The organism is Streptomyces sp. CA-106110 (genome assembly GCF_050936285.1).
Lineage (GTDB): Bacteria > Actinomycetota > Actinomycetes > Streptomycetales > Streptomycetaceae > Streptomyces.
The window spans coordinates 2071590-2097670 of sequence record NZ_JBNJNB010000001.1 but is presented as its reverse complement, the minus strand read 5'-3'; the positions used below and the strand labels follow the sequence as shown (position 1 = coordinate 2097670).

Here is a 26081-nt window from a genome sequence, read left to right as displayed (position 1 = left end):
CTACTTTGTCGACCCTTCCTTTCGGAGGTCTCCTTCATGAACGTCGGAATCGGCCTGCCCATCGGCGACCCGGCCATTCTTCTCACCTGGGCCCGGCAGGCGGAGGCCGGGCCCTTCAGCACCCTCGGCCTGCTGGACCGGCTCGTCTACCACAACCCCGAACCCCTGGTGGCGCTCGCCGTCCTCGCGGGTGCCACCTCCCGCATCCGCGTCCAGACCGAAGTACTGCTCGCCCCGCTGCGCGACACCGCCCTGCTCGCCAAGCAGGCGGCCACCCTGGACCGGATGACCGGTGGCCGGCTGGTGCTCGGTCTCGGCATCGGCGGCAGGGACGACGACCACCAGGTCACAGGCGTCGACATTCGTACCCGGGGCAGGCGTCTCGACCAGCAGATGGCGGTGCTGCGCCGACTGTGGTCCGGCGAGCCGTACGGTGACGGCGCCGGGCCGATCGGGCCGCTGCCCGCCCGTCCCGGTGGCCCCGAGGTGCTCTTCGGCGGCTTCAAGCCCGTCGCCCTCGAACGCGTCGCGCGATGGGGAGACGGCTTCCTCGCCGCCGCGCCGCTCTCCTGGGCGGACGGCCTGTTCGACACCGTCCGGCGGTACTGGCGGGAGCACGGCCGTGCGGGCGAGCCCCGCATCGTCGCCCAGGTCAATGTCGCGCTCGGTCCGCAGGAGGTGATCGACGAGGCACGGGCGGCCATGCACGCGTACTACACCTTCACCGGCATGGCCGACCGGATGGTCGCCGGCATGCTCACCACGCCTGCCGAGATCCGCGACACGATCGCCGGCTTCTCCGGCCTCGGTGCCGACGAGGTCATGCTGTACTGCTACGGCCTCGACCCGGCGCAGGTGGACCGACTCGCCGACGCCCTGTGATGCCCCGCGGGTCCAGGTGAGGATCCGCCTCGAAGCCTGATCCGGTCGTCCGCAGAGCCCACGAAGAGCCCATCGTCCCCGGCATCTTCGGTCAGGCGGTGCACGCGTTCCGCGCGACGCGCGTCGGTGCGCCCCAGGGGCCCGGACCCCGTTCATGGAAGGGGTCCGGGCCCGGTGGGTTCAGCGGCGGCCGTTCTTCGGGTCGAGCAGGCCTGCGCGGCGCAACGCGTCGGCCATCGCGCTGTTGGCCGGCGGGGGCGCCTGCCGGGAGCCGCCGCCCTGGCGGGGCTGCCGCTGCTGCGGGGCACGCCCGCCACGCTGCTGGCGCCCGCCGCCGCCCTGCTGGGCAGGAGCCGCCTCGTCTTCCAGACGCAGCGTCAGCGAGATCCGCTTGCGCGGGATGTCGACGTCCAGCACCTTCACCTTGACGATGTCGCCCGGCTTCACCACGTCCCGCGGGTCCTTGACGAAGGTCTTCGACATCGCGGAGACGTGCACAAGGCCGTCCTGGTGGACGCCGATGTCCACGAAGGCGCCGAAGGCGGCGACGTTCGTGACGACGCCCTCCAGGATCATGCCGGAGGACAGGTCGGAGATCTTCTCCACACCCTCCTTGAAGGTGGCCGTCTTGAACGCGGGCCGCGGGTCGCGCCCCGGCTTCTCCAGCTCCTTGAGGATGTCGGTCACGGTCGGCAGACCGAACGTCTCGTCCACGAATTCGGACGCCTTGAGCGAGCGCAGCACCGACGTGTTGCCGATCAGCGAGGCCACTTCCTGGCCCGCGGTCTTCACCATGCGCCGGACGACCGGGTACGCCTCCGGGTGCACGCTGGAGGCGTCGAGCGGGTCCTCGCCGTCGCGGATCCGCAGGAAGCCCGCGCACTGCTCGTACGCCTTGGGGCCGAGCCGCGCCACGCCCTTCAGCTGCGAACGCGAGGTGAACGGGCCGTTGGTGTCACGGTGGGCCACGATGTTCTCCGCGAGCCCGGAGGAGATGCCGGAGACCCGGGCCAGCAAGGGGGCCGACGCCGTGTTGACGTCCACGCCCACGCCGTTCACACAGTCCTCGACCACCGCGTCCAGCGAGCGGGACAGCTTCACCTCGGACAGGTCGTGCTGGTACTGGCCGACGCCGATGGACTTGGGGTCGATCTTCACCAGCTCGGCGAGCGGGTCCTGCAGGCGGCGGGCGATGGAGACCGCGCCGCGCAGCGACACGTCCATGTCCGGCAGCTCCTGCGAGGCGAAGGCGGAAGCGGAGTACACCGACGCGCCGGCCTCCGACACCATCACCTTGGTGAGCTTCAGCTCCGGATGCTTGGTGATCAGTTCACCGGCGAGCTTGTCGGTCTCACGGGAGGCCGTGCCGTTGCCGATCGCGACGAGCTCGACCGCGTGCTCCTTGGCGAGGCGCGCCAGCTTGGCGATCGCCTCGTCCCACCTGTTGGCCGGTACGTGCGGGTGGATGACGTCGGTGGCGACGACCTTGCCGGTCGCGTCCACCACGGCCACCTTCACACCCGTACGGAACCCGGGGTCCAGGCCCAGCGTGGCCCGCGTGCCGGCCGGGGCGGCGAGCAGCAGGTCGCGCAGGTTGGCCGCGAAGACGGTGACGGCCTCGTCCTCGGCGGCCGTGCGCAGCCGGAGCCGCAGGTCGATGCCAAGGTGCACGAGGATGCGGGTGCGCCAGGCCCAGCGGACCGTGTCGAGCAGCCACTTGTCGGCGGGGCGGCCGCGGTCGGCGACCTCGAAGCGGTGGGCCATCATCCCCTCGTAGGAGGAGGGGCCGTCCGTCGGCTCCTCGGGCTCGAGGACGAGGTCGAGGACCTCCTCCTTCTCGCCGCGCAACATGGCGAGGATGCGGTGCGAGGGCAGCTCGGTGAAGGGCTCGGCGAAGTCGAAGTAGTCGGCGAACTTGGCGCCCGCCTCCTCCTTGCCCTCCCGCACCTTGGCGGCCAGGCGCCCGCGCACCCACATCCGCTCACGCAGCTCGCCGATCAGGTCGGCGTCCTCCGAGAAGCGCTCGGTGAGGATCGCCCGTGCGCCGTCGAGCGCGGCCTGGGGATCGTCCACCCCCTTGTCGGCGTCGACGAAGGCGGCGGCCGCGGCGAGCGGCTCCACCGTCGGGTCGCCGAGCAGGCCCTCGGCCAGCGGCTCCAGCCCCGCCTCGCGGGCGATCTGCGCCTTGGTGCGCCGCTTCGGCTTGTAGGGGAGGTAGATGTCCTCCAGTCGCGCCTTGGTCTCGGCGCCCCGGATCTGCGCCTCCAGCTCGTCGGTGAGCTTGCCCTGCTCGCGCACCGACTCCAGGATCGCCGTGCGCCGCTCCTCCAGCTCCCGCAGATAGCGCAGCCGCTCCTCGAGCGTGCGCAGCTGCGCGTCGTCGAGCATCTCGGTCGCTTCCTTGCGGTAGCGGGCGATGAAGGGCACCGTCGAACCGCCGTCGAGCAGCTCGACTGCGGCCTTCACCTGCCGCTCCCGTACGCCGAGCTCCTCGGCGATCCTGCCTTCGATGGACCCTACGAGGGGTGTCGTCACGATCCCGTACCGCCTTCTCCACTGAGGTTGCGCGGCAATTGTGGCAGGTCGCACCGACAGCAGGAGCTCAGGGCGGGAACACGGGCGGTTTCGGGTCGCGCGGGGCGGTCTCCGCCACTGGACCGCCCCGCGCGACCGGCTCCCCACACCCGGCGGGCGCCGCCCCGCGCCGTGGCCGGGACCCCGCAGGACAGCCGGGCCGGAGCCCGGAACGGCAGGGTCACCACGGCGGCGACGGCATCGACCGTCCGGCGCAGCACGTCTGCGATCGCACGGACCACAGAACTCCCTTTCGTCGTATCGGCGTGTCCGCCGATACGACGTCCGGGTACCTCATCCCTTGCCGATCATGCCCTGGGGAAAGGCCCCGGCCACCAGAACCGTGGCGAGCAGCCCGCCCGCCAGCTCCGTCAGCCGCTCGACGCCCGCGGCACCGAGGTGTTCGTAGGGAGCCCGGTCGAGGCGGTCGGTCTGCACCTCCAACTCCTTGCGCAGTGCGGTGCCGTGTTCGGTCAGCTCGCCGTCCGCGTCGATCAGCCCGCGCTCGCGCAGCCGCGCGGACGCCGCGTCCCAGTCCTCCCTGCTCCAGCCGCGCGTGGCCAGGGCCCACTTCGGGGCCATGCCCTTGCCGGTCGCCGTGTGCGTCACCAGTGCCTCGACCGGACCGAGTTCCGCGCCCAGCAGCACCGCCACATGGCCGTCCCCGCGGTGCTCCCGCAGGAGTGTGGCCGCGTGCCAGAACGCCAGGTGCGGCTCCTCGGGCACAGGCAGGTCGGCGTGCGCGGCGTACAGCGGGCGGGCGTGTGCGGTGCAGGCCTCTGTCGCGCGCAGTGCGAGTTCCGCGGCCTCCGCCATCTCCTTCGAAGCCACGCACTCCTCGCCGAGCAGCCGCCGCAGTGTCGTGTCGACGGCGCGCATGCGGGCGGCGAGCACCGCCTTTGGCCGGGCCGTCTCCCACACGGCGGGCAGGTGCAGCGCCACCATCCCGGGCCGGAAGTTGTAGAACGTCGCCGTCACCACGCCTGCTCCCACCGGCCCCATCGCGGCGGCCCTGACCGCCAAGTAGGCGGCCCTCCGGTCGGCGAGGCCCAAAGCGGTCAGTTCCCGGTCCAGATCCGGTGAGAAGTAGTGCGTCGAGTGCAGCGGATTGATCACGTTGTGGCAGCGCCGCCCGGCGCGCTCCGGAAGGGGAGTGGTCATGCCCGGCACGTTACCGACTGGTCGGTACGCAGGGAACGGCCGGGATCGCAATGGCAGGAAAGGTGGGCTGCTCGTCCTTGCAGCCATCCTGGGCTCCGCCAAGAATCGAGGTCATGCGCACCCTCCTGGTCGTCCTCTTCGACGCTGTGCAGAGTCTCGACGTCACCGGTCCGGTCGAGGTCTTCGCAGGTGCCGAGACCGGCTTTCCCGGCACGTATCGCATCGTCACCGCCTCACTCGACGGTGCCCCTGTCCGCACCTCGAGCGGCCTCACACTCGTCCCGGACCATGCGCTGGCCGATGCGCCCCCTCCGCAGACGCTCATCGTTCCGGGCGGCCAGGGCGCCCGGAGTCCCGACCCGCGACTGGTGGACTGGCTGCGGGAGCACGGTCCGCACGCCGGCCGTCTGGTCTCCATCTGCACCGGAGCGATCCTCCTCGCCCGCGCGGGCCTCCTCGACGGCCGCCGTGCGACCACCCATTGGGCCCACTGCGACACGCTGGCCCGCAACCACCCGGAGATCGAGGTCGACCCCGACCCCATCTACGTACGCGACGGTCATGTCGCCACCTCGGCCGGCGTCACCTCGGGCATCGACCTCGCCCTGGCCCTCGTGGAGGAGGACCTGGGCCGCGAGGCCGCCCTGACCATCGCCCGCCACCTCGTCGTCTTCCTGCGCCGCCCCGGCAACCAGGCCCAGTTCAGCGCCCAGCTCGCCGCCCAGACGGCGCGGCGCGAACCCCTGCGCGAAGTCCAGCAGTGGATCACCGAGCACCCGGGCGACGACCTCTGCGTGGACACACTCGCCACCCGCGCCCGGCTCTCGCCCCGGCACTTCGCCCGCGCATTCCAGGCCGAGACCGGGATGACGCCGGGCCGCTACGTGGACCGCGTCCGTCTCGAACACGCCCGGCGCCTCCTGGAGGACACCGCCGACGGCATCGAACAGATCTCCCGCGCCAGCGGCTACGGCACCCCCGAGGCGATGCGCCGCGCCTTCGTGAAGGCACTCGGCGCGGCCCCGGCGGAGTACCGGCGCCGCTTCCGTCCGGCAGCCACCCACTGATCACCTCGGATCACACAGCAACCGCCCCTGACCGAAAGGAAGCCCATGCAGATCGCGATCGTTCTCTTCGACCGGTTCACGGCCCTCGACGCCGTGGGCCCGTACGAGACCCTCGGCCGGCTCCCGGACGCGGAGACCGTCTTCGTCGCCGAGCGGTCCGGGCCTGTGCGCAGCGACACCGGCGCCCTCGCGCTCACCGCCGACCGGACCCTGGCCGAGGTGCCCGCCCCGGACATCGTCGTCGTCCCCGGCGGACCAGGCCAGACCCCGCAGATGGAGAACGAGGCACTCCTCGACTGGTTGCGCTCCGCAGACGCCACCAGTACCTGGACGACGTCCGTGTGCACCGGCTCCCTGCTGCTCGCCGCCGCAGGGCTGCTCCGGGGCCGCCGCGCCACCTCGCACTGGCTGGCCCTGGACTTCCTCGCGCAGTTCGGTGCGCAGCCCACGGGCGAACGCGTCGTCTTCGACGGCAAGTACGTCACCGCCGCCGGCGTCTCCTCCGGCATCGACATGGGACTCACCCTGCTCGGCCGCATCGCGGGCGACGAGCACGCCCAGGCCGTACAACTGCTGACCGAGTACGACCCGCAGCCGCCCTACGACGCGGGATCCCCGGACAAGGCGCCCGCACACCTCGTCGTGGAGTTCCGTACGAAGAGCCGCTTCATCCTGACGTAGTCCAGGTGAACCGCGGCTGCCTGCGCTCCAGGAACGCCGCGACGCCCTCCGCGGTGTCGCCGCTGCCGCGTGCCTGCTCGGCCCAGTGCGCGTCCCGGTCCGTGCGCCCGTTCGCGAACTCCTTGGCCGCTGCCTGCGTCAGCTGCGAACGGGAGGCGAGCACGCGGGTGAACTCGGCGACACACTTGGCGAGTTCACCCTCGGGCAGCACCTCGTCGAGCAGGCCCGTCCGTAGTGCCCGTGCCGCGTCGATCAACTCACCGGAGAACAAGAGGTACTTGGCGGCGCCAGGACCCACCAGCGACACCAGCCGGCGGGTGGAGGAGGCCGGGTAGACGATGCCGAGCTTGGCCGGCGTCACCCCGAACAGGGCGCCCTCCTCCGCGAACCGCAGGTCGCAGGCGGCGGCGAGCTGTGACCCACCGCCCACGCAGTGGCCGCGGATCGCCGCCAGGGTCGGCTTCGGGAACGCGGCCAGCGCCTCCTCGGCGAGCACGGCGAGGGTCTGCGCGCGCTGCGGCGATCCCCGCAACGTGGAGATGTCGGCGCCCGCGCAGAACGTGCCGCCCTCACCGGTGAGCACCAGCACCCGGACAGCCGCATCGGCGGCCAGCGTCTCGAGCAGCGGCGGCAGCGCCTCCCACATGCCGGCCGTCATCGCATTGCGCTTGGCCGGGTGGTGGATGACGACGGTCGCGACCCCGTCGGTGACGCGGTGCAGCAGTTGCGGCTCCATGCGCCGGATGCTATCCGCACCCGTGGAACCCGTGATCAAGAAGGGTCGGGCGCACCGGACGGACGAGTCGGCGCGCAACCCGTACAACCCGAAGAGTTCCGAAGTCGGCGCGACATGGACAGGATCCGGTCATTGAGTCGACCGCGCCATGCGTCAACGGTCAGATGTCGTCGATACCAGCCGACTTGTGCTCAGTCATTCGGGACGGACCAGTGCATTCCCAACACTCGACGTGTGGTGACAATCGAGCGCAAGGGTGGCGACCGGACGATGGAGAACCAAGGGCGGGGGTTCGGCTCGCGCCCTGAAGGCGGCGGGGAGGCTCCGGACGGCCGCAGAGCATCGGGGCCGCTGCCGTACGAGGGGGTGTGGCGGTTCACCGCCGCCGCCGTGGACGTCTCGGTGCCGCAGGCGCGGCACGCCGTCCGCGATCTGCTCGCCCGCCAGGGCGTGCCCGCATCGGACGACACTGTGTACGCACTGCTGCTGATCGTGTCCGAACTGGTCACCAACGCGGTGCGGCACGCGGCCCTGCTGTCGCCGCTCCTCGCGGTGGAGGTCGCCGTCGGCCCCGAGTGGGTGCGGGTGTCGGTGGAGGACGAGCATCCGTACCGGCCGAGTGCCCTGGAGACCGATCACGGACGGACCGGCGGCCGGGGGCTGCTTCTGGTCCGTGAGATCACCAGGGAGGCGGCCGGGGTCTGCGACGTCGAGCACACGGTGAGCGGGGGCAAGGTGATCTGGGCCGCGCTTCCGCTCAAGCACCCGGGGTTCGTGTGATTCCCGCGAGGGGCGTCAGGCCCACCAGGGGCGGCTGAGTCCGTCCGGCCGGGCGGGCCGGACGGACCTTCGGATCACCAGCCGGCGGCGGGCCCGGTCAGCTCTCGGACCGCCGGCCGCGCCGCCTCCAGGACGGTCATGAACCACGAGGAGAACGTGTCCTTGGCGTGCCGCTCCGCCAGCTCCTCCGCGCTCACGAAGGCCGTCGCGCCGACCTCCTCGGGGTCCGGGCGCGGAGAGGACTGCACCAGCCCGACGAAGAGGTGGTTGTACTCTTGCTCCACCAGACCCGAGGCCGGGTCCGGGTGGTTGTAGCGGACCGTGCCGGCCTCCGCGAGCAGCGACGGGGAGACACCCAGCTCCTCGTAGGTCCGGCGGGCCGCCGCCGCGAAGGGGGCCTCGCCCGGATAGGGGTGGCCGCAGCAGGTGTTCGACCAGACACCGGGGGAGTGGTACTTGCCCAGCGCCCGCTGCTGGAGCAGCAGCCGACCGTGCTCGTCGAAGAGGAACACCGAGAACGCGCGGTGGAGGCGGCCCGGCGGTTGATGGGCGGCGAGCTTCTCCGCCGTGCCGATCGTGGTGCCGTTCTCGTCGACGAGCTCCAGCAGAATCGCCTCGGCGGCGCCGTTCGGCGCATGGTGCGCCGCGCTGGCGGGTGTGATCGGCATACCTATCCTTCGCATCGGTTGTCCAGCCCCAAGTCTGCCGTACGAATCCGGCACTCCCGGCACTTCGTGACTCCCCGCATGTCCCACCCCGGCCGTCCGGACGGGCCCTCCGGCCCTCACGGAACAGACGCCGTGAGCGGCGGGACACCTGATCGTTCCCGGCGCCGGGGAGGCGGAACCGCCCTGCCGGGGGGCGCCCACCGCACATACGGCGTCCGGATGCGCGCCCGTACGCCGGAGCCCACCCCTACCTCACGACGAGGTGTCCTTCCGGGACCGTCGAGCGCGATCCCTCCGGCGTCCTGGGGACGCCGGAGGCGCGCGGTCAGCCGTGACGCTGCTGCGGGTGGTGCAGCTGCCAGCCCTGCCAGGCCGACTCCACCATCTCGCGCACCCCGCGCCGCGCGCTCCAGCCCAGCTCCCGCTCGGCCAGCGCGCAGGACCCGACCGCGCGCGCGGCGTCACCGGGACGGCGCGGCTCGACGATGGCGGGCGTGGTGTCCCCGGTCACCTCGCCGATGAGCGTGACGAGCTCCCGTACCGAGACGCCCTCGCCGCGGCCGATGTTCACGGTCAGGTCGCCCGTCGAGCCCCCGGCCAGCCGCCGGGCCGCCGCGAGGTGTGCCTCGGCGAGATCGGCGACGTGGATGTAGTCGCGTACGCAGGTGCCGTCCGGCGTCGGATAGTCGTCGCCGAAGATCCGCGGGGCCTCGCCGCGGGTCAGCCGGTCGAAGACCATCGGCACGACGTTGAAGATGCCCGTGTCGGCCAGCTCCGGCTCCGCGGCGCCCGCCACGTTGAAGTACCGCAGGCACACGGTCGCGATGCCGTGCGCCCGGCCCGCCGCACGCACCAGCCACTCGCCCGCGAGCTTGGTCTCACCGTACGGGCTCATCGGGGCACAGGGAGTGTCCTCCGTGATGAGGTCCACATCCGGGTTGCCGTAGACGGCCGCGGACGAGGAGAACAGGAATTGCCGGACGCCGGCTCCCGCCACCGCGTCCAGGAGCGTCGCCAGACCGCCCATGTTCTCCTGGTAGTAGCGCGTCGGCTCGGCCACGGACTCGCCGACCTGCTTGCGCGCGGCGAGGTGGACCACACCGGTGACCCCGTGCTCGGTGAGGACCCGCTTCAGCAGCTCACCGTCCAGCGCGGAGCCGTGCACCAGCGGAATGCCCTCCGGCAGTCGCGCCGGCACCCCGGTCGAGAGGTCGTCCAGGACGAGGACCTGCTCACCCTCCGCGGCCATCGCCCGCGCCCCATGTGCCCCGGTGTATCCGGCCCCGCCGGTGATCAGCCATGTCATGGCCCCTCACCCTATGCCCGTCCGGTGAACCCCGTCCCGGCACCGGGGGCGGGAGGATCCCTATGAAAATGGCGAGACGCGCATGTGCCCGCACAAGGCGACCGCGATGTCGTGCTTGTGTTGATCTGCGCCGGTGGTTTGGTGTGCGCTTGCCCGATCCGTGATGATGATCGCGGTGACGGCGATACAGGCCGGGTTGATCAGTTCATGAACGGCCGGTGAACACCGGCTGCCAGGCATCCGATAGCCTCTGCCGACATGCCCGGCGCCTGCCCCGGGCTCCCGCACCGCACACATGACCGACGTTCAGGCGTCGGGCCCCAGGGAGTGAGTTCGTCTGTCGACCGCCATCCTCACCGGTCAGCCGGTCCCCGGATCGTCGCTCGAGGGCGATCTGCGGTCCCTCGGCTTCGACGTGCGGGTCGCCACCGGCGCCGGAGACGCCGAGACGATCCTCGCGGCCGTACCGGAGAACCAGCGGGTCGCGATCGTCGACACCCGTTTCGTGGGCCATCTGCACGCGCTGCGCCTCGGTCTCACCGACCCCCGCTTCCCGGCCGCCGCCGTCCCCGGCGCCGTCACCGCCCAGCCCGCCGCCCGCCAGGCGCTCACCCGCGCCCTGGCCCGGGAGAACTCCGCCATGACGGGTGCAGCGGCCCCCGAACTCCCGGCCGCTGCCCCGGTCCCGGCCCCGATCGAGGGGGAGGACCGGCATGAGCCGGGAGGCGCCGCCACCGTCACCGACAACGTGGCCGAACGCGTCACCGCGGCCCTCGACGCCGACGGCGTCCCGGTCCACCGGCCCGAGCTCGGCACGCTGGTCGCCGCCGTCCCCACCGATCCGCAGACCCGCAACGAGGCACGGCAGGCCGTCGCCGCCGTAGACGACGAGGCGGTACGCCTGCGCAGTGCCGTCAAGGCCCGGGACGGCTTCTTCACCACGCACTTCATCAGCCCCTACTCGCGCTACCTGGCCCGCTGGTGTGCCCGTCGCGGTCTCACTCCCAACCAGGTGACCACCGCCTCGCTGCTGACCGCCCTGATCGCGGCAGGCTGCGCGGCCACCGGGACCCGTGCCGGCTTCGTCGCCGCGGGTGTCCTGCTGATCGCCTCCTTCGTCCTCGACTGCACCGACGGGCAGCTCGCCCGCTACTCCCTCCAGTACTCGACGCTCGGCGCCTGGCTCGACGCCACCTTCGACCGCGCCAAGGAGTACGCCTACTACGCGGGACTCGCCCTCGGCGCGGCCCGGGGCGGGGACGACGTCTGGGCGCTGGCCCTCGGCGCGATGGTCCTGCAGACCTGCCGGCACGTCGTGGACTTCGCCTTCAACGAGGCGAACGCCGGCCAGCCTGCCGCGACGGCCGGCGCCGGCCCCACGGCGGCCCTGTCGAACCGCGTCGACGACGTCGGCTGGACGGTGTGGGTGCGCCGGATGATCGTCCTGCCGATCGGTGAGCGTTGGGCTCTGATCGCCGTCCTGACGGCGGCCACCACCCCCCGGATCACCTTCACCGTGCTGCTGATCGGCTGCGCCTTCGCCGCCACCTACACCACCGCCGGCCGTCTGCTGCGCTCGGTGACGCACAAGGCCCGGCGCACCGACCGGGCGGCGCGGGCGCTGGCCGACCTGGCGGACAGCGGGCCCCTCGTCGAGCTGCTGCTGCGCACGGGCCGCGGCACCGTCAGGCAGGCCGCACCCGTCCTCGCCCTCACGGGCGGCGTCCTCGTCGTGGGCTCGGCCGTCCTGTGGGGCGCCGGATGGCAGACCGTCCTGTGCGCCGCCGGCTATGTGGTGATGTCCGCCATCGCGGTCCGGCGCCCGCTGAAGGGTGCCCTCGACTGGCTCGTCCCGCCCTTGTTCCGCGCAGCCGAATACGGCACCGTCCTGGTGCTGGCAGCTGAATCCGGGGTAAACGGAGTGCTTCCAGCGGCTTTCGGACTGGTGGCTGCGGTCGCCTACCATCACTACGACACGGTGTACCGCATCCGCGGCGACGCGGGCGCGCCGCCGCAGTGGCTGGTGCGCGCGATCGGCGGGCACGAAGGCCGGACGCTGCTGGTCACGGTCCTGGCCGCGCTGCTCACTGCCGCGCAGTTCAAGGTCGCGCTCACGGTCCTCGCCGTCTGTGTGGCCCTGGTGGTGCTCAGCGAGAGCGTCCGCTTCTGGGTGGCCGCCCACAAGGGCGGCGCGCCCGCCGTACACGACGAAGGAGAACCCGCATGATCGGCCTCGTGCTGGCGGCCGGCGCCGGACGGCGCCTGCGCCCCTACACGGACACCCTGCCCAAGGCTCTGGTGCCGGTGGGGCCCGCGGGTATAGAGGCCGGCCCGACGGTGCTCGACCTCACTCTCGGCAACTTCGCCGAGGTCGGACTGACCGAGGTCGCGATCATCGTGGGCTACCGCAAGGAGGCCGTGTACGAGCGCAAGGAGGCGCTCGAGCGCGAGTACGGCCTCAGGCTCACCCTCATCGACAACGACAAGGCCGAGGAGTGGAACAACGCCTACTCCCTGTGGTGTGGCCGGCGCGCCCTCGAGGACGGTGTGATCCTCGCCAACGGCGACACCGTCCACCCGGTCTCGGTCGAGAAGACGCTGCTCGCCGCCCGCGGTGACGGCAAGAAGATCATCCTCGCCGTCGACACGGTGAAGAAGCTCGCCGACGAGGAGATGAAGGTCGTGGTCCGCCCCGGCAAGGGCGTCGAGAAGATCACCAAGCTGATGGAGCCGTCCGAGGCGACCGGCGAGTACATCGGTGTCACCCTCATCGAGGGCGACGCCGCCGCGGAGCTCTCCGACGCGCTGAAGACGGTGTGGGAGACCGACCCGCAGCAGTTCTACGAGCACGGCTACCAGGAACTGGTCAATCGCGGCTTCAAGATCGACGTGGCACCGATCGGCGACGTCCCCTGGGTCGAGATCGACAACCACGACGACCTGGCCCGAGGGCGGGAGATCGCGTGCCTGTACTGACGAGGCTCATCCCCTCGCCGGTCGTCGTCGACATCCGTCCCGGTGCCCTCGACGATCTGGCGAGCGTGCTCGCGGACGAGCGCATCTCGCACTCGGGCAAGCTGGCCGTCGCGGTCAGCGACGGCTCCGGCTCCCGCCTGCGTGAGCGGCTCGCCCCCAAACTGCCGGGCGCCAGCTGGTACGAGGTCGGCGGCGGCACCCTCGACGACGCGGTCCGGCTGGCCGGCGCGATGAAGGCCGGTCACTACGACGCGCTGGTGGGCCTGGGCGGCGGGAAGATCATCGACTGCGCCAAGTTCGCCGCGGCGCGGGTCGGCCTGCCGCTCGTCGCGGTGCCCACGAACCTGGCGCACGACGGCCTGTGCTCGCCGGTCGCGACCCTCGACAACGACGCGGGCCGCGGCTCGTACGGTGTGCCGAACCCGATCGCGGTCGTCATCGACCTCGATGTCATCCGCGAGGCCCCGGCGCGTTTCGTCCGCGCGGGCATCGGCGACGCCGTGTCCAACATCTCGGCGATCGCGGACTGGGAGCTGGCCAACCGCGTCAACGGCGAGAAGATCGACGGCCTGGCCGCGGCGATGGCCCGGCAGGCCGGGGAGGCGGTGCTGCGCCACCCGGGCGGCATCGGGGACAACGACTTCCTCCAGGTACTCGCCGAGGCGCTGGTCCTCAGCGGTATCGCCATGTCGGTCTCGGGCGACTCCCGACCGTCCTCCGGCGCGTGCCACGAGATCAACCATGGCTTCGACCTGCTGTTCCCAAGGCGCGCCGCCGCCCACGGCGAGCAGTGCGGGCTGGGCGCCGCCTTCGCGATGTATCTGCGCGGCGCGCACGAGGAGTCCGTGTTCATGGCCCAGGTGCTGCGCCGGCACGGGCTGCCCGTACTGCCGGAGGAGATCGGCTTCACGGTGGACGAGTTCGTCCAGGTCGTGGAGTTCGCCCCGCAGACCCGGCCCGGCCGCTACACGATCCTCGAACACCTCGACCTGAAGACCGACCAGATCAAGGACACCTACGCCGACTATGTCAAGGCCATCGGTAGCTGAACTCCGTCCCGTCGTTCACCCCGCGGGGGTGAAGGACCGGCGCAGCGGTGAGCACTGGGCTGGACGCCTCTACATGCGGGAGATCTCGCTGCGTGTGGACCGCTACCTGGTGACCACGCGGGTCACGCCCAACCAGCTGACCTACCTGATGACTGTCTTCGGCGTCCTCGCAGGCCCGGCCCTGCTGGTGCCGGGCGTCGCGGGCGCCGTGCTCGGCGTGGTCATGGTCCAGCTCTACCTGCTCCTCGACTGCGTCGACGGCGAGATCGCCCGCTGGAAGAAGCAGTTCTCGCTGGGCGGGGTGTACCTGGACCGGGTGGGGGCCTATCTGTGCGACGCCGCGGTGCTGGTGGGCTTCGGGCTGCGCGCCGCCGACCTCTGGGGCTCCGGGCGGATCGACTGGCTGTGGGCCTTCCTCGGTACCCTCGCCGCCCTCGGCGCCGTCCTGATCAAGGCCGAGACCGACCTCGTGGGCGTCGCCCGCCACCAGGGCGGCCTGCCGCCGGTCAAGGAGACCGCCTCCGAACCGCGCTCGTCCGGTCTGGCGCTGGCCCGCCGTGCGGCCTCCGCGCTGAAGTTCCACCGCCTGGTCCTCGGGATCGAGGCGTCCCTGCTGATCCTGGTCCTGGCGGTCATCGACGCGATCAGGGGAGACCTCTTCTTCGAGCGGCTCGGCGTCGCCGTGCTGGCCGGTATCGCGCTCGTCCAGACCCTGCTGCACCTGGTGTCCATCCTCGCCTCCAGCAGGCTGAAGTGAGGGGCGCGATAACGGTCGGGGCGGTGGTCATCACCATGGGCAACCGTCCCGCCGAGCTCCGCGCCCTCCTCGACTCGGTGGCCAAGCAGGACGGCGACCCGGTCCAAGTGGTCGTCGTCGGCAACGGTTCGCCCGTCCCCGACGTCCCCGACGGCGTCCGGACCGTGGAGCTGCCCGAGAACCTCGGCATACCCGGCGGCCGCAACGTCGGCATCGAGGCCTTCGGCCCCAGCGGCAGCGATGTCGACGTGCTCCTGTTCCTGGACGACGACGGCCTGCTGGCCCGCAACGACACCGCGGAACTCTGCCGCCAGGCCTTCGCCGCCGACCCCCGGCTCGGCATCGTCAGCTTCCGCATCGCCGACCCCGACACCGGTGAGACACAGCGCCGCCATGTGCCGCGGCTGCGCGCCTCCGACCCGATGCGCTCCTCCCGGGTCACCACCTTCCTCGGCGGCGCCAACGCCGTCCGTACGAAGGTCTTCGCCGAGGTCGGCGGTCTGCCCGACGAGTTCTTTTACGCCCATGAGGAGACCGACCTGGCCTGGCGGGCCCTGGACGCCGGCTGGATGATCGACTACCGGTCGGACATGGTGCTGTACCACCCCACGACCGCCCCCTCCCGGCACGCGGTCTACCACCGGATGGTCGCCCGCAACCGGGTCTGGCTGGCCCGCCGCAACCTGCCCGCCGTCCTCGTCCCCGTCTACCTGGGCGTCTGGATGCTCCTGACGCTGGTGCGCCGTCCCTCGCGGGCCGCCCTGAGCGCCTGGTTCGGGGGTTTCCGGGAGGGCTGGACGGCTCCGTGCGGTCGCCGGCGCCCCATGCGGTGGCGCACGGTGTGGCGGCTCAGCCGACTGGGCCGACCCCCGGTGATCTGACAAGCTCGATAGACGGAACCCGGCGGACGGGCCTCCACCCCGGCCCGCACCACCTGCGCGGGCAGGCCGCGCACACGGAGGACGGGGGGTGCGCCGACCTGTGGGTGAGACAACGCATGACGGCCGTATCGCGGTGAGCGAGGGACCGTCACTCGACGAAGGGCTGAGCGCGGCCGAGCTGGCCGCCAAATACGGGCTCGCGGTCAGCGGTGCCCGGCCCGGGCTCGTCGAGTACGTCCGCCGGTTGTGGGGACGGCGTCACTTCATCCTCGCCTTCTCGCAGGCCAAGCTCACCTCGCAGTACAGCCAGGCCAAGCTGGGCCAGCTGTGGCAGGTCGCCACTCCGCTGCTGAACGCGTGCGTGTACTACTTGATCTTCGGGCTCATCCTGAAGGCCAGCCGGGGCATGCCGCACGGTACGTACATCCCGTTCCTCGTGACCGGCGTGTTCGTGTTCACCTTCACCCAGAGCTCGATGATGGCGGGTGTCCGGGCGATCTCCGGCAACCTGGGCCTGGTGCGCGCCCTGCACTTCCCGCGGGCCTCGCTGCCCGTCTCCTTCGCGCTGCAGCAGCTTCAGCAGCTCCTCTTCTCGATGATCGTGGTCTTCGTCGTGGTGGTGGGGTTCGGCAGCTACCCGCGCCTGTCCTGGCTGCTGATCGTTCCGGTGCTGGCGCTGCAGTTCCTCTTCAACACCGGTCTCGCGATGATCGTGGCGCGTATGGGCGCGAAGACGCCGGACCTTGCCCAGCTGATGCCGTTCGTCCTGCGTACCTGGATGTACACATCCGGGGTCATGTTCTCCCTGCACACCATGCTCGCCGGCCGACCCGAATGGGTCGTACGCGTGTTGCAGGTGAACCCGGCCGCCGTCTACATGGACCTGATGCGTTTCGCGCTCATCGAGGACTACGGGGCCGAGAACCTCCCCCCGCACGTCTGGGCCCTCGCGCTCTTCTGGGCGGTCGTCGTCTTCGCCGGCGGTTTTGTGTACTTCTGGAAGGCGGAGGAGCGGTACGGCCGTGGCTGAGCAGAACACCGGGGCCCGGGTGCCCACCGTCATCGCGGACGACCTGCACATCGTCTACCGCGTCAGCGGTGCGAAGAGCGGCAAGGGCAGCGCCACCGCCGCCCTCAGCCGCATCCTCAAGCGAGGCTCCGACGACGCGGCGCGCGGCGTGCGCAAGGTGCACGCGGTCAGGGGCGTCTCGTTCGTCGCCTACCGCGGCGAGGCGATCGGTCTGATCGGTTCGAACGGCTCCGGCAAGTCCACCCTGCTGCGGGCCATCGCCGGCCTGCTGCCCCCCGAGCGGGGCAAGGTCTACACCGACGGTCAGCCCTCGTTGCTCGGTGTGAACGCCGCCCTGATGAACGACCTGACCGGCGAGCGGAACGTCATCCTGGGCGGCCTGGCGATGGGCATGTCCCGCGAGGAGATCAAGGCCCGCTACCAGGAGATCGTCGACTTCTCGGGCATCAACGAGAAGGGCGACTTCATCACCCTGCCGATGCGCACCTACTCCTCCGGCATGGCGGCACGGCTGCGGTTCTCCATCGCGGCCGCCAAGGACCACGACGTCCTCATGATCGACGAGGCCCTCGCCACCGGGGACCGCAAGTTCCAGATGCGCTCCGAGGAGCGGATCCGGGAGCTGCGCAAGGAGGCGGGCACGGTGTTTCTGGTCAGTCACAACAACAAGTCGATCCGGGACACCTGCGACCGCGTCCTGTGGCTGGAGCGCGGCGAGCTGCGGATGGACGGCCCGACCGAAGAGGTCCTCAAGGAGTACGAGAAGTTCACGGGCAAGTAACCGAGTGATCCACAGGGCCCCGCCGGAACGTTTCCTGCGGGCCCTGTGTCTGCAAAGGAAACGCCAACTCTGTTTGCGGTCAGGAATCTTGACACCAATCGGTGTGTTGTTGTGATGTGCAGGACACCCCGACGAACCTCGCTCCGTTGTACAACGTAAGCTGTACCGGTGCTGATTCGCGGCAACTGGGGCGATAATGCCCCGCACCCCCACACACCTGCCGCGCTGCGCGGAGGCGGGGCGGCGTGTCCGAAATAGGATGTATTAGGTCAGCAGTGTAGAACGGGAGATGTGACGGCAATGGCTACGGAAAGTCTGCAGCTCCGCGAGGCATGTGCCGTCTCCGCGGCGGGCGGCGAGCGGTGACCCAAGCCGGGACGGCGCGCACCGGCGATCCGGAGCGCGGCACCCTCGACAAAGCTGCGGACGAGAACTTCCCCGTGGCGCCCTTTTTCCTGCCCAGGGCCTGGCGTGCCGATCTGATGGCCGTCTACGGCTTCGCCCGTCTGGTCGACGACATCGGTGACGGCGATCTCGCTCCCGGTGGCGCCGACGCCCGCCTTCTCGGCGTGCCGCCCGAGGAGGCGGAGGACCGTCTCACCCTTCTGGACGCCTTCGAGGCCGATCTGCACCGGGTCTTCGACTCGACGCCGCGTCACCCCCTCCTGCGCCGCCTCCAGCCCACGGTCCGGCGCGCCGGCCTCACCCCTGAGCCGTTCCTCGGCCTGATCGCCGCCAACCGCCAGGACCAGCTCGTCAGCCGGTACGAGACCTACGACGACCTCCTCGCCTACTGCGAGCTGTCCGCCAACCCGGTCGGCCGGCTCGTCCTCGCCGTCACCGGCACCTCCACCCCCGAACGCATCCGGCGCTCCGACGCGATCTGCACCGCACTGCAGATCGTGGAGCATCTCCAGGATGTGGCAGAGGACCTCGGCCGCGACCGTATCTACCTGCCCGCCGAGGACATGAAGCGCTTTTATGTCCAGGAGACGGATCTCGCCACGAAAACAGCAGGCGCATCGGTGCGCGCTCTGGTTGCATACGAAGCAGAACGCGCCCGCGATCTCCTGAATGAAGGCGCCCCCTTGGTGGGTAGCGTCCACGGCAGGCTGAGGCTGCTGCTTGCAGGGTTCGTGGCGGGAGGGAGGGCGGCTGTCCACGCGATCGCCGCCGCCGAGTACGACGTACTTCCCGGCCCGCCCAAACCCGGCAAGCTCCGGTTGCTGCGTGAGGTGGGCGTGACTCTGCGAGGAGAGGGGTGATCCGGACCGTGGAGTCGGAACAGCACATGTCGCGACCGGTGCTCGCCGCGTACAGCTACTGCGAGACCGTCACCGGGCAGCAGGCCCGCAACTTCGCCTACGGCATCAGGCTTCTGCCAACGCCCAAGCGCCGTGCGATGTCCGCGCTCTACGCGTTCTCGCGGAGGGTCGACGACATCGGCGACGGCGTACTGGCGCCGGACGTCAAGGCCGAGCGGCTGGAGGAGACCCGGAGGCTGCTGGACCGGATCAGGAACGAAGAGGTGGCCGAGGACGACACCGACCCGGTCGCGGTCGCCCTGGCCCATGCCGCCCGGCACTTCCCGATCCCGCTCGGGGGCCTCGACGAACTCATCGACGGTGTCCTCAAGGACGTCCGCGGCGAGACCTACGAAACCTGGGACGACCTGAAGGTCTACTGCCGCTGTGTGGCCGGGGCCATCGGGCGGCTCTCGCTGGGTGTGTTCGGCACCGAGCCGGGGGCGCGGGGGGCCGAACGTGCGCCGGAGTATGCCGACACGCTCGGGCTCGCGCTGCAACTCACCAACATCCTGCGGGACGTTCGCGAGGACGCCGAGGGCGGGCGCGTCTATCTGCCCGCCGACGACCTCGCCAAGTTTGGCTGCTCGGCCGGGTTCCACGGGCCGACCCCGCCCGAGGGCTCCGACTTCGCGGGCCTCGTGCACTTCGAAGTACGCCGGGCCCGGGCCCTCTTCGCCGAGGGCTACCGGCTGCTGCCCATGCTCGACCGGCGCAGCGGCGCCTGCGTCGCCGCCATGGCCGGTATCTACCGCCGGCTCCTCGACCGCATCGAGCGCGAGCCGGAGGCCGTGCTGCGCGGCCGGGTCTCGCTGCCCGGCCGTGAGAAGGCGTACGTCGCCGTGCGCGGTCTGTCGGGTCTGGACGCGCGCAGCGTGACCCGACGGACCGTCAGGAGGCGTCCGTGACGGACAACCCACTCCCAGGCCACTCGACCGCCGAAAAGCGGCAGGCAACCCTCCGGTGCGGCGCGGCGTCCCTGACTGCGACGGCCTGCCGTGCATCGTTCAAGCACCACGGCGGACCGGCAGGGGAGGAAGCACGATGAGCGACGGCACACAGCAGGAGGGCCCGGCCGCGGACACCGCCGGGCACCCCGCGACGCCGTCGGCCTCGGCAGGATCCGCCGTCGTCGTCGGCGGTGGGATCGCAGGGATCACGGCCGCACTCGCGCTCGCCGACGCCGGTGTACGGGTCACCCTGCTGGAGGGGCGCCCGCGCCTGGGTGGTCTCGCCTTCTCCTTCGAGCGCGGTGACCTGACCGTCGACAACGGCCAGCACGTCTATCTGCGCTGCTGCACTGCCTACCGCTGGTTCCTCGACCGTATCGACGCGAGCGCGCTCGCCCCGCTGCAGGATCGTCTCGACGTGCCCGTTCTCGACGCGAACGCGGCACCGGGGCGCAGGCTCGGCAGACTACGGCGCGACGCACTGCCCGTACCCCTGCACCTCGGGCGCAGCCTCGCCACCTACCCCCATCTCTCGCTCGCCGAGCGCGCCAGAGTCGGGCGTGCCGCACTCGCGCTCCGAGCACTGGACCTCGGCGATCCCGCGCTGGACGCGCAGGACTTCGGCAGCTGGCTGGCCGCGCACGGTCAGTCGGCGCGTGCCGTCGAGGCACTGTGGGACCTGGTCGGAGTCGCCACCCTCAACGCGGTGGCCGGCGACGCATCGCTCGGGCTCGCCGCGATGGTGTTCAAGACCGGTCTGCTGTCCGACCCGGGCGCGGCCGACATCGGATGGGCTCGCGTCCCGCTGGGCGAACTGCACGACCGGCAGGCCCGCAAGGCGCTCGACTCCGCGGGCGTGCGTACCGAGGTCCGTACACGCGTCACCTCCATCTCTACTGACGGAAACGGGAACTGGAGCGTTCAGGTTCCCGGCGAGCGCATCGAGGCCGACGCCGTCGTCCTCGCCGTACCCCAGCGCGAGGCCCACGATCTGCTGCCCCCGGGCGCGGTCGACGCCCCCGAGCGGCTGCTCGAGATCGGCACCGCGCCGATCCTCAACGTCCATGTCGTCTACGACCGCAAGGTGTTGAGCCAACCGTTCTTCGCCGCGCTCGGCTCCCCGGTGCAGTGGGTCTTCGACCGCACCGAGGCCTCCGGGCTGCGCGAGGGCCAGTACCTCGCGCTGTCGCAGTCGGCCGCCCAGGAGGAGATCGACGAGCCCGTGGCGGTGCTGCGGGAGCGCTATCTCCCGGAACTCCAGAGGCTGTTGCCCGCCACCCGCGGCGCAGAGGTGAAGGACTTCTTCGTGACCCGGGAACGCACGGCGACGTTCGCCCCCGCCCCGGGCGTCGGGCGGCTGCGGCCCGGCGCCCGTACCAAGGCCCCCGGCCTGTATCTGGCCGGAGCGTGGACCGCCACCGGGTGGCCCGCGACCATGGAAAGCGCGGTCCGCAGTGGAGTCGGTGCGGCAGGCGCCGCGCTGGGCGCCCTGGGCCGGTCCGGCGCACATCTCGCCGGCCTCTTCGAGGAGGCGGCATGAGCGCGGATCAGCACGGGACAGACCCCCGCACCCCCGGTATCGCAACAAGAGGAGAGACTGTGCCCACTGTGCCCCCGGCCGAGACGGCCGCTCGTAGGACCGCGGTGGACGTGTCCGCGCTTCTGGAGCGCGGCCGGACCCTGGCCACCCCGGTGCTGCGGGAGGCAGTGGACCGACTGGCACCGCCCATGGACACCGTCGCCGCCTATCACTTCGGCTGGATCGACGCCGAGGGCAATCCCGCGGACGGTGACGGCGGCAAGGCCGTGCGTCCCGCCCTCGCCCTGCTCTCCGCCCAGGCCGCGGGCCGTGACCCCGAGGTCGGCGTGCCCGGCGCGGTCGCGGTCGAGCTGGTGCACAACTTCTCGCTGCTGCACGACGACCTGATGGACGGCGACGAACAGCGCCGCCACCGCGACACCGTGTGGAAGGTGCACGGACCCGCCCAGGCCATCCTGGTCGGCGACGCCCTGTTCGCGCTGGCCAATGAGGTCCTGCTGGAACTCGGCACCGTGGAGGCCGGACGCGCCACCCGCCGTCTGACCACCGCCACACGCGCCCTGATCGACGGTCAGGCCCAGGACATCTCGTACGAGCACCGCGACCGCGTCAGCGTCCCGGAGTGCCTGGAGATGGAGGGCAACAAGACCGGCGCCCTGTTGGCCTGCGCCTCCTCCATCGGCGCGGTCCTCGGCGGCGCGGACGACTCGACCGCCGACACCCTGGAGAAGTACGGCTACCACCTCGGCCTCGCCTTCCAGGCCGTCGACGACCTCCTCGGCATCTGGGGCGACCCGGAGGCCACCGGAAAGCAGACCTGGAGCGATCTGCGCCAGCGCAAGAAGTCCCTGCCCGTGGTGGCCGCGCTCGCGGCGGGCGGACCCGCCTCCGAGCGGCTCGGCGAGATCCTCGCCGAGGACGCCAAGAGCAGCGACTTCGAGAACTTCTCCGAGGAGGAGTTCGCGGCCCGCGCCGCGCTCATCGAGGAGGCGGGCGGCCGGGAGTGGACCACCCAGGAGGCGCGTCGCCAGCACGCGATCGCCGTCGAGGCCCTGGACTCGGTCCGGATGCCCGAGGAGGTGCGCGCGCAGTTCACTGCGCTCGCGGATTTCGTCGTCGTACGAAAGAGATGATCACTATCGGTCGAATACACCGCGCGTAGTCGCCGGCCGGTGCCTCCCCACGCTCGACCTCGCTCGAGCAGGGGTCGCCCATCGGGTACGTGCACCGGCCGACGGCGGACCCACAGCAGCACGATTCGCACGACTGCACGAAGGGGAAGCCATGACAGCGACGACCGACGGAAGCACCGGGGCAGTGCCGCCCCGCGCTGCCTCGGCCAGCGAGACAAACGAACCGCTCCCGCAGGCGGCCGGGACGGTCGGCACCAGAGAAGCCGCCGAGCGCGCCATGCGGCGCGCCACGGACTTCCTGCTCGCCCGGCAGGACACCCAGGGCTGGTGGAAGGGCGACCTCGAGACGAACGTCACGATGGACGCCGAGGACCTGTTGCTCCGCCAGTTCCTGGGAATCCGTGACGAGAAGACCACCCGAGCCGCGGCTCTCTTCATCCGTGGCGAGCAGCGCGACGACGGGACCTGGGCCACCTTCTACGGCGGGCCCGGTGAACTCTCCGCCACCATCGAGGCGTACGTCGCCCTGCGCCTGGCCGGCGACGCACCCGACGAGCCGCACATGGCGAAGGCGTCGGCGTGGGTCCGCGAGCAGGGAGGCATCGCGGCCTCCCGTGTCTTCACCCGGATCTGGCTCGCCCTCTTCGGCTGGTGGAAGTGGGAGGACCTCCCGGAACTGCCGCCGGAGCTCATCTACTTCCCGAAGTGGATGCCGCTGAACATCTACGACTTCGGGTGCTGGGCACGGCAGACCATCGTTCCGCTCACCATCGTCTCGGCCAAGCGCCCGGTGCGGCCCGCGCCCTTCCCGCTCGACGAACTGCACACCGACCCGAGCGATCCCAACCCGGCCAGGGACCTCGCCCCGGTGGCGAGTTGGGACGGTGTCTTCCAGCGACTCGACAAGGCGCTGCACCAGTTCCGCAAGGTCGCCCCGCGCGGGCTGCGCAGGGGCGCCATGAACGCCGCCGCCCGCTGGATCATCGAGCGGCAGGAGAACGACGGCTGCTGGGGCGGGATCCAGCCGCCCGCGGTGTACTCGGTCATCGCCCTGCACCTGCTCGGCTACGACCTCCAGCACCCGGTGATGCGCGAGGGCATCGCGTCCCTCGACCGCTTCGCCGTGTGGCGCGAGGACGGCGCCCGCATGATCGAGGCGTGTCAGTCCCCGGTGTGGGACACCTGCCTCGCCACCATCGCGCTCGCGGACGCGGGTGTGCCCGCCGATCACCCGCAGTTGGTGAAGGCCGCCGACTGGATGGTCGGCGAAGAGATCGTCCGGCCGGGCGACTGGTCGGTGAAGAGGCCTCAACTGCCCCCGGGTGGCTGGGCGTTCGAGTTCCACAACGACAACTACCCTGACATCGACGACACCGCGGAGGTCGTCCTCGCCCTGCGCCGTGTGAGCCACCACGACCCGGAGCGGGTCGAGAAGGCCATCGGGCGCGGGGTGCGCTGGAACCTCGGTATGCAGTCGAGGAACGGTGCCTGGGGCGCCTTCGACGTCGACAACACCAGCCCGTTCCCCAACCGGCTGCCGTTCTGCGACTTCGGTGAGGTCATCGACCCGCCGTCCGCCGACGTCACCGCGCACGTCGTGGAGATGCTCGCGGTCGAGGGCCTGTCCCACGACCCGCGCACCCGCCGGGGCATCGAGTGGCTGCTGGCCGAACAGGAGTCGGACGGCTCGTGGTTCGGGCGCTGGGGCGTCAACTACATCTACGGCACGGGCTCGGTGGTACCCGCTCTGGTCGCCGCCGGCATCCCCGGCTCGCATCCGGCGATCCGCCGGGCCGTCGCGTGGCTGGAGAGCGTGCAGAACGACGACGGCGGCTGGGGCGAGGACCTGCGCTCCTACAAGTACGTCCAGGAGTGGAGCGGCCGCGGCGTCTCAACCGCCTCGCAGACGGCGTGGGCGCTGCTCGCACTGCTGGCGGCGGGGGAGAGCCGGAGCAAGGCCGCGGAGCTCGGTATCGAGTTCCTCGCCCGGACCCAGAACGAGGACGGCTCCTGGGACGAGCCGTACTTCACCGGTACCGGGTTCCCCTGGGACTTCTCCATCAACTACCACCTCTACCGGCAGGTCTTCCCGCTCACCGCGCTCGGCCGCTACGTCAACGGCGAACCGTTCGCCGAGGTCAAGGGGAGCTGATGAGCCAGAAGCCCGATCCGGCCCCGCTGCTGGTCGCCTGCGCGCTCGGCATCGAGCACCTCGCCCTGCGCAGCCGCCACCGCACGGGCGCCGACGGGCCCCTCACCCTGCTCCGCACGGGGATGGGACCCCGGACGGCCGAACGCTCGGTCACCCGGGCGCTCGCCGACCCGGCCCTCGCCAAGGCGGCCGTCGTCGCCACGGGCTTCTGTGCGGGGCTCGCCCCGGGTATGCACCCCGGCGACCTTGTCGTCGCCGAGGAGGCCCGGGATCCGCGCGGTACCACCCCGTGCGTGGGCACCGAACTGCTCATCAAGGAACTCGCCCGCGTCGTCCCGGGGCGCACCGTCCACACCGGGCCGCTCACCGGCTCGGACCATGTCGTCCGCGGTCAGGAGCGGTCGGAACTGCTCGCGACCGGTGCGATCGCGGTCGACATGGAGTCCGCGGCCACGCTCTACAGCTCCGTACGGGTGGGCGTGCGTCCGGTTGCGGCCGTCCGGGTGGTCGTGGACGCTCCAGAACATGAACTCGTCCGTATCGGCACGTTGCGCGGTGGAATATCAGCTTTCCGCGTTCTTCGTGCCGTCCTTCCCGCTTTCTTCGAATGGCACCGTTCTTTGCTGCTCCCTCGGAGGTGAGCCAGATGGCCATGCCGCTGCGTCAGTCCATCAAGGTCGCTACATATCTTTTCGAACAGAAACTCAAGAAGCGGGACAAGTTCGCGCTGCTGGTGGAGTTGGAACCTCTCTTCGCCTGCAACCTGAAGTGCGAGGGCTGCGGCAAGATCCAGCATCCGGCAGGCGTGCTCAAGCAGCGCATGCCCGTTGCCCAGGCGGTGGGAGCGGTGCTCGAATCCGGTGCGCCGATGGTGTCCATCGCGGGCGGAGAGCCCTTGATGCATCCGCAGATCGACGAGATCGTGCGGCAGTTGGTGGCCAAGAAGAAGTTCGTCTTCCTCTGCACCAACGCGCTGTTGATGCGCAAGAAGATGGACAAGTTCAAGCCGTCCCCCTATTTCGCCTGGGCGGTCCACATCGACGGGCTGCGTGAGCGGCACGACGCCTCGGTGGCCAAGGAGGGCACCTTCGACGAGGCGGTGGAGGCCATCAAGGAGGCCAAGCGGCGCGGATTCCGGGTCACCACCAACTCGACCTTCTTCAACACGGACACCCCGCAGACCATCGTGGAGGTGCTGAACTACCTCAACGACGACCTGCAGGTCGACGAGATGATGCTCTCGCCCGCCTACGCCTACGAGAAGGCCCCCGACCAGGAGCACTTCCTCGGCGTCCAGCAGACCCGTGAGCTCTTCAAGAAGGCCTTCTCGGGCGGCAACCGCAGGCGGTGGCGGCTCAACCAGAGCCCGCTCTTCCTCGATTTCCTGGAGGGCAAGGTCGACTTCCCCTGCACCGCGTGGGCGATCCCGAGCTACTCGCTCTTCGGCTGGCAGAAGCCCTGCTATCTGATGAGCGACGGCTACGTGGCCACCTACAAGCAGCTGCTGGAGGAGACCGACTGGGACCAGTACGGCCGCGGCAAGGACCCGCGCTGCGCCAACTGCATGGCGCACTGCGGCTACGAGCCGACCGCCGTGCTCGCCACCATGGGCTCCCTGAAGGAGTCCCTGCGGGCCGCCCGCGAGACCATGGTCAGCGGAAAGCAGCGGTGAC

General features: G+C 70.9%; 25 protein-coding genes. 19 read left to right on the top strand and 6 right to left on the bottom strand.

Annotated features, from left to right (window positions below):
* Positions 1-36 precede the first annotated feature (36 nt).
* Positions 37-882, top strand: a complete 846-nt coding sequence (locus ACQEXA_RS09750) for an LLM class flavin-dependent oxidoreductase (RefSeq protein ID WP_432935246.1) — start codon at positions 37-39, stop codon at positions 880-882.
* Between the two features lie 180 nt (positions 883-1062).
* Here ACQEXA_RS09750 and ACQEXA_RS09745 read toward each other — a convergent pair whose 3' ends face one another.
* The 3 genes from ACQEXA_RS09745 to ACQEXA_RS09735 are packed head-to-tail and all read right to left on the bottom strand — an operon-like array spanning position 1063 to position 4617.
* Entirely contained in the window at positions 1063-3417 is a 2355-nt protein-coding gene (locus ACQEXA_RS09745; RefSeq protein WP_433129417.1) for a Tex family protein, read from the bottom strand.
* A complete protein-coding gene (locus ACQEXA_RS09740; RefSeq protein WP_432935248.1) occupies positions 3414-3698 on the bottom strand; it encodes an LPFR motif small protein in 285 nt (94 codons plus the stop codon). The genes ACQEXA_RS09745 and ACQEXA_RS09740 overlap by 4 nt, the downstream gene beginning before the upstream one ends.
* A 52-nt stretch (positions 3699-3750) precedes the next feature.
* On the bottom strand, positions 3751-4617 hold the full coding sequence (locus ACQEXA_RS09735; protein WP_432935249.1) for an SCO6745 family protein: 867 nt from the start codon (positions 4615-4617) through the stop codon (positions 3751-3753).
* Positions 4618-4730: 113 nt separating this feature from the next.
* Between ACQEXA_RS09735 and ACQEXA_RS09730 the strand changes: the two genes are divergently transcribed.
* Together ACQEXA_RS09730 and ACQEXA_RS09725 are read left to right on the top strand one after the other, a co-directional pair.
* Positions 4731-5684 (top strand): GlxA family transcriptional regulator, encoded by a 954-nt coding sequence (locus ACQEXA_RS09730; RefSeq protein ID WP_432935250.1) that lies wholly within the window; start codon positions 4731-4733, stop codon positions 5682-5684.
* A 45-nt stretch (positions 5685-5729) separates the two neighbouring features.
* A complete protein-coding gene (locus tag ACQEXA_RS09725; RefSeq protein WP_432935251.1) occupies positions 5730-6365 on the top strand; it encodes a DJ-1/PfpI family protein in 636 nt (211 codons plus the stop codon).
* Here the strand turns inward: ACQEXA_RS09725 and ACQEXA_RS09720 are convergent.
* Entirely contained in the window at positions 6352-7101 is a 750-nt protein-coding gene (locus ACQEXA_RS09720; RefSeq protein ID WP_432935252.1) for an enoyl-CoA hydratase/isomerase family protein, read from the bottom strand. The genes ACQEXA_RS09725 and ACQEXA_RS09720 overlap by 14 nt on opposite strands.
* A 270-nt stretch (positions 7102-7371) precedes the next feature.
* On the opposite strand from ACQEXA_RS09720, the gene ACQEXA_RS09715 reads away from it, so the two are divergent.
* Positions 7372-7881, top strand: coding sequence for an ATP-binding protein (locus ACQEXA_RS09715; protein WP_432939781.1), 510 nt, complete (start codon positions 7372-7374; stop codon positions 7879-7881).
* Between the two features lie 74 nt (positions 7882-7955).
* Here the strand turns inward: ACQEXA_RS09715 and idi are convergent, their stop codons facing one another.
* Complete coding sequence (idi, locus tag ACQEXA_RS09710; protein WP_433129415.1) at positions 7956-8549, bottom strand: isopentenyl-diphosphate Delta-isomerase; 594 nt, start codon at positions 8547-8549, stop codon at positions 7956-7958.
* A 325-nt stretch (positions 8550-8874) separates the two neighbouring features.
* Complete coding sequence (gene galE / locus ACQEXA_RS09705; protein ID WP_433129413.1) at positions 8875-9855, bottom strand: UDP-glucose 4-epimerase GalE; 981 nt, start codon at positions 9853-9855, stop codon at positions 8875-8877.
* 337 nt (positions 9856-10192) lie between these two features.
* On the opposite strand from galE, the gene ACQEXA_RS09700 reads away from it, so the two are divergent.
* The 15 genes from ACQEXA_RS09700 (at position 10193) to hpnH (ending at position 26080) form a co-directional block, all read left to right on the top strand.
* Positions 10193-12082: a DUF5941 domain-containing protein gene (locus ACQEXA_RS09700; protein ID WP_432939783.1), complete on the top strand. Its 1890-nt coding sequence runs from the start codon at positions 10193-10195 to the stop codon at positions 12080-12082.
* Complete coding sequence (locus ACQEXA_RS09695) at positions 12079-12831, top strand: sugar phosphate nucleotidyltransferase (protein ID WP_433129411.1); 753 nt, start codon at positions 12079-12081, stop codon at positions 12829-12831. The genes ACQEXA_RS09700 and ACQEXA_RS09695 overlap by 4 nt, the downstream gene beginning before the upstream one ends.
* A complete protein-coding gene (locus tag ACQEXA_RS09690; RefSeq protein ID WP_432935256.1) occupies positions 12819-13880 on the top strand; it encodes an iron-containing alcohol dehydrogenase family protein in 1062 nt (353 codons plus the stop codon). The genes ACQEXA_RS09695 and ACQEXA_RS09690 overlap by 13 nt, the downstream gene beginning before the upstream one ends.
* Positions 13858-14637, top strand: a complete 780-nt coding sequence (locus ACQEXA_RS09685; RefSeq protein ID WP_432935257.1) for a CDP-alcohol phosphatidyltransferase family protein — start codon at positions 13858-13860, stop codon at positions 14635-14637. Before ACQEXA_RS09690 ends, ACQEXA_RS09685 begins: the two co-directional genes overlap by 23 nt.
* 8 nt (positions 14638-14645) lie before the next feature.
* Entirely contained in the window at positions 14646-15518 is an 873-nt protein-coding gene (locus ACQEXA_RS09680) for a glycosyltransferase family 2 protein (protein ID WP_432939785.1), read from the top strand.
* A gap of 100 nt (positions 15519-15618) precedes the next feature.
* Entirely contained in the window at positions 15619-16548 is a 930-nt protein-coding gene (locus ACQEXA_RS09675; protein WP_432935258.1) for an ABC transporter permease, read from the top strand.
* Positions 16541-17329, top strand: a complete 789-nt coding sequence (locus ACQEXA_RS09670; RefSeq protein WP_359399409.1) for an ABC transporter ATP-binding protein — start codon at positions 16541-16543, stop codon at positions 17327-17329. The genes ACQEXA_RS09675 and ACQEXA_RS09670 overlap by 8 nt, the downstream gene beginning before the upstream one ends.
* A gap of 362 nt (positions 17330-17691) precedes the next feature.
* Positions 17692-18594 carry a squalene synthase HpnC gene (gene hpnC / locus ACQEXA_RS09665; RefSeq protein WP_359399407.1) on the top strand — a complete coding sequence of 301 codons (903 nt, stop codon included), beginning with the start codon at positions 17692-17694 and terminating at the stop codon, positions 18592-18594.
* Positions 18591-19541 (top strand): presqualene diphosphate synthase HpnD, encoded by a 951-nt coding sequence (gene hpnD, locus ACQEXA_RS09660; protein WP_433129408.1) that lies wholly within the window; start codon positions 18591-18593, stop codon positions 19539-19541. The genes hpnC and hpnD overlap by 4 nt, the downstream gene beginning before the upstream one ends.
* Entirely contained in the window at positions 19538-19681 is a 144-nt protein-coding gene (locus ACQEXA_RS09655) for a DUF6380 family protein (protein WP_359399402.1), read from the top strand. The genes hpnD and ACQEXA_RS09655 overlap by 4 nt, the downstream gene beginning before the upstream one ends.
* Positions 19678-21123 carry a hydroxysqualene dehydroxylase HpnE gene (hpnE, locus tag ACQEXA_RS09650; RefSeq protein WP_432935260.1) on the top strand — a complete coding sequence of 482 codons (1446 nt, stop codon included), beginning with the start codon at positions 19678-19680 and terminating at the stop codon, positions 21121-21123. Before ACQEXA_RS09655 ends, hpnE begins: the two co-directional genes overlap by 4 nt.
* Entirely contained in the window at positions 21120-22256 is a 1137-nt protein-coding gene (locus ACQEXA_RS09645; RefSeq protein WP_359399398.1) for a polyprenyl synthetase family protein, read from the top strand. Before hpnE ends, ACQEXA_RS09645 begins: the two co-directional genes overlap by 4 nt.
* 151 nt (positions 22257-22407) lie before the next feature.
* The gene (gene shc / locus ACQEXA_RS09640; RefSeq protein ID WP_432935261.1) at positions 22408-24408 is read left to right on the top strand and encodes a squalene--hopene cyclase; all 2001 of its coding nucleotides are present in this window, start codon (positions 22408-22410) and stop codon (positions 24406-24408) included.
* On the top strand, positions 24408-25049 hold the full coding sequence (locus tag ACQEXA_RS09635; RefSeq protein ID WP_432935262.1) for a 1-hydroxy-2-methyl-2-butenyl 4-diphosphate reductase: 642 nt from the start codon (positions 24408-24410) through the stop codon (positions 25047-25049). The genes shc and ACQEXA_RS09635 overlap by 1 nt, the downstream gene beginning before the upstream one ends.
* Positions 25050-25054: 5 nt before the next feature.
* A complete protein-coding gene (hpnH, locus tag ACQEXA_RS09630; protein WP_359399393.1) occupies positions 25055-26080 on the top strand; it encodes an adenosyl-hopene transferase HpnH in 1026 nt (341 codons plus the stop codon).
* Position 26081: the final 1 nt, after the last annotated feature.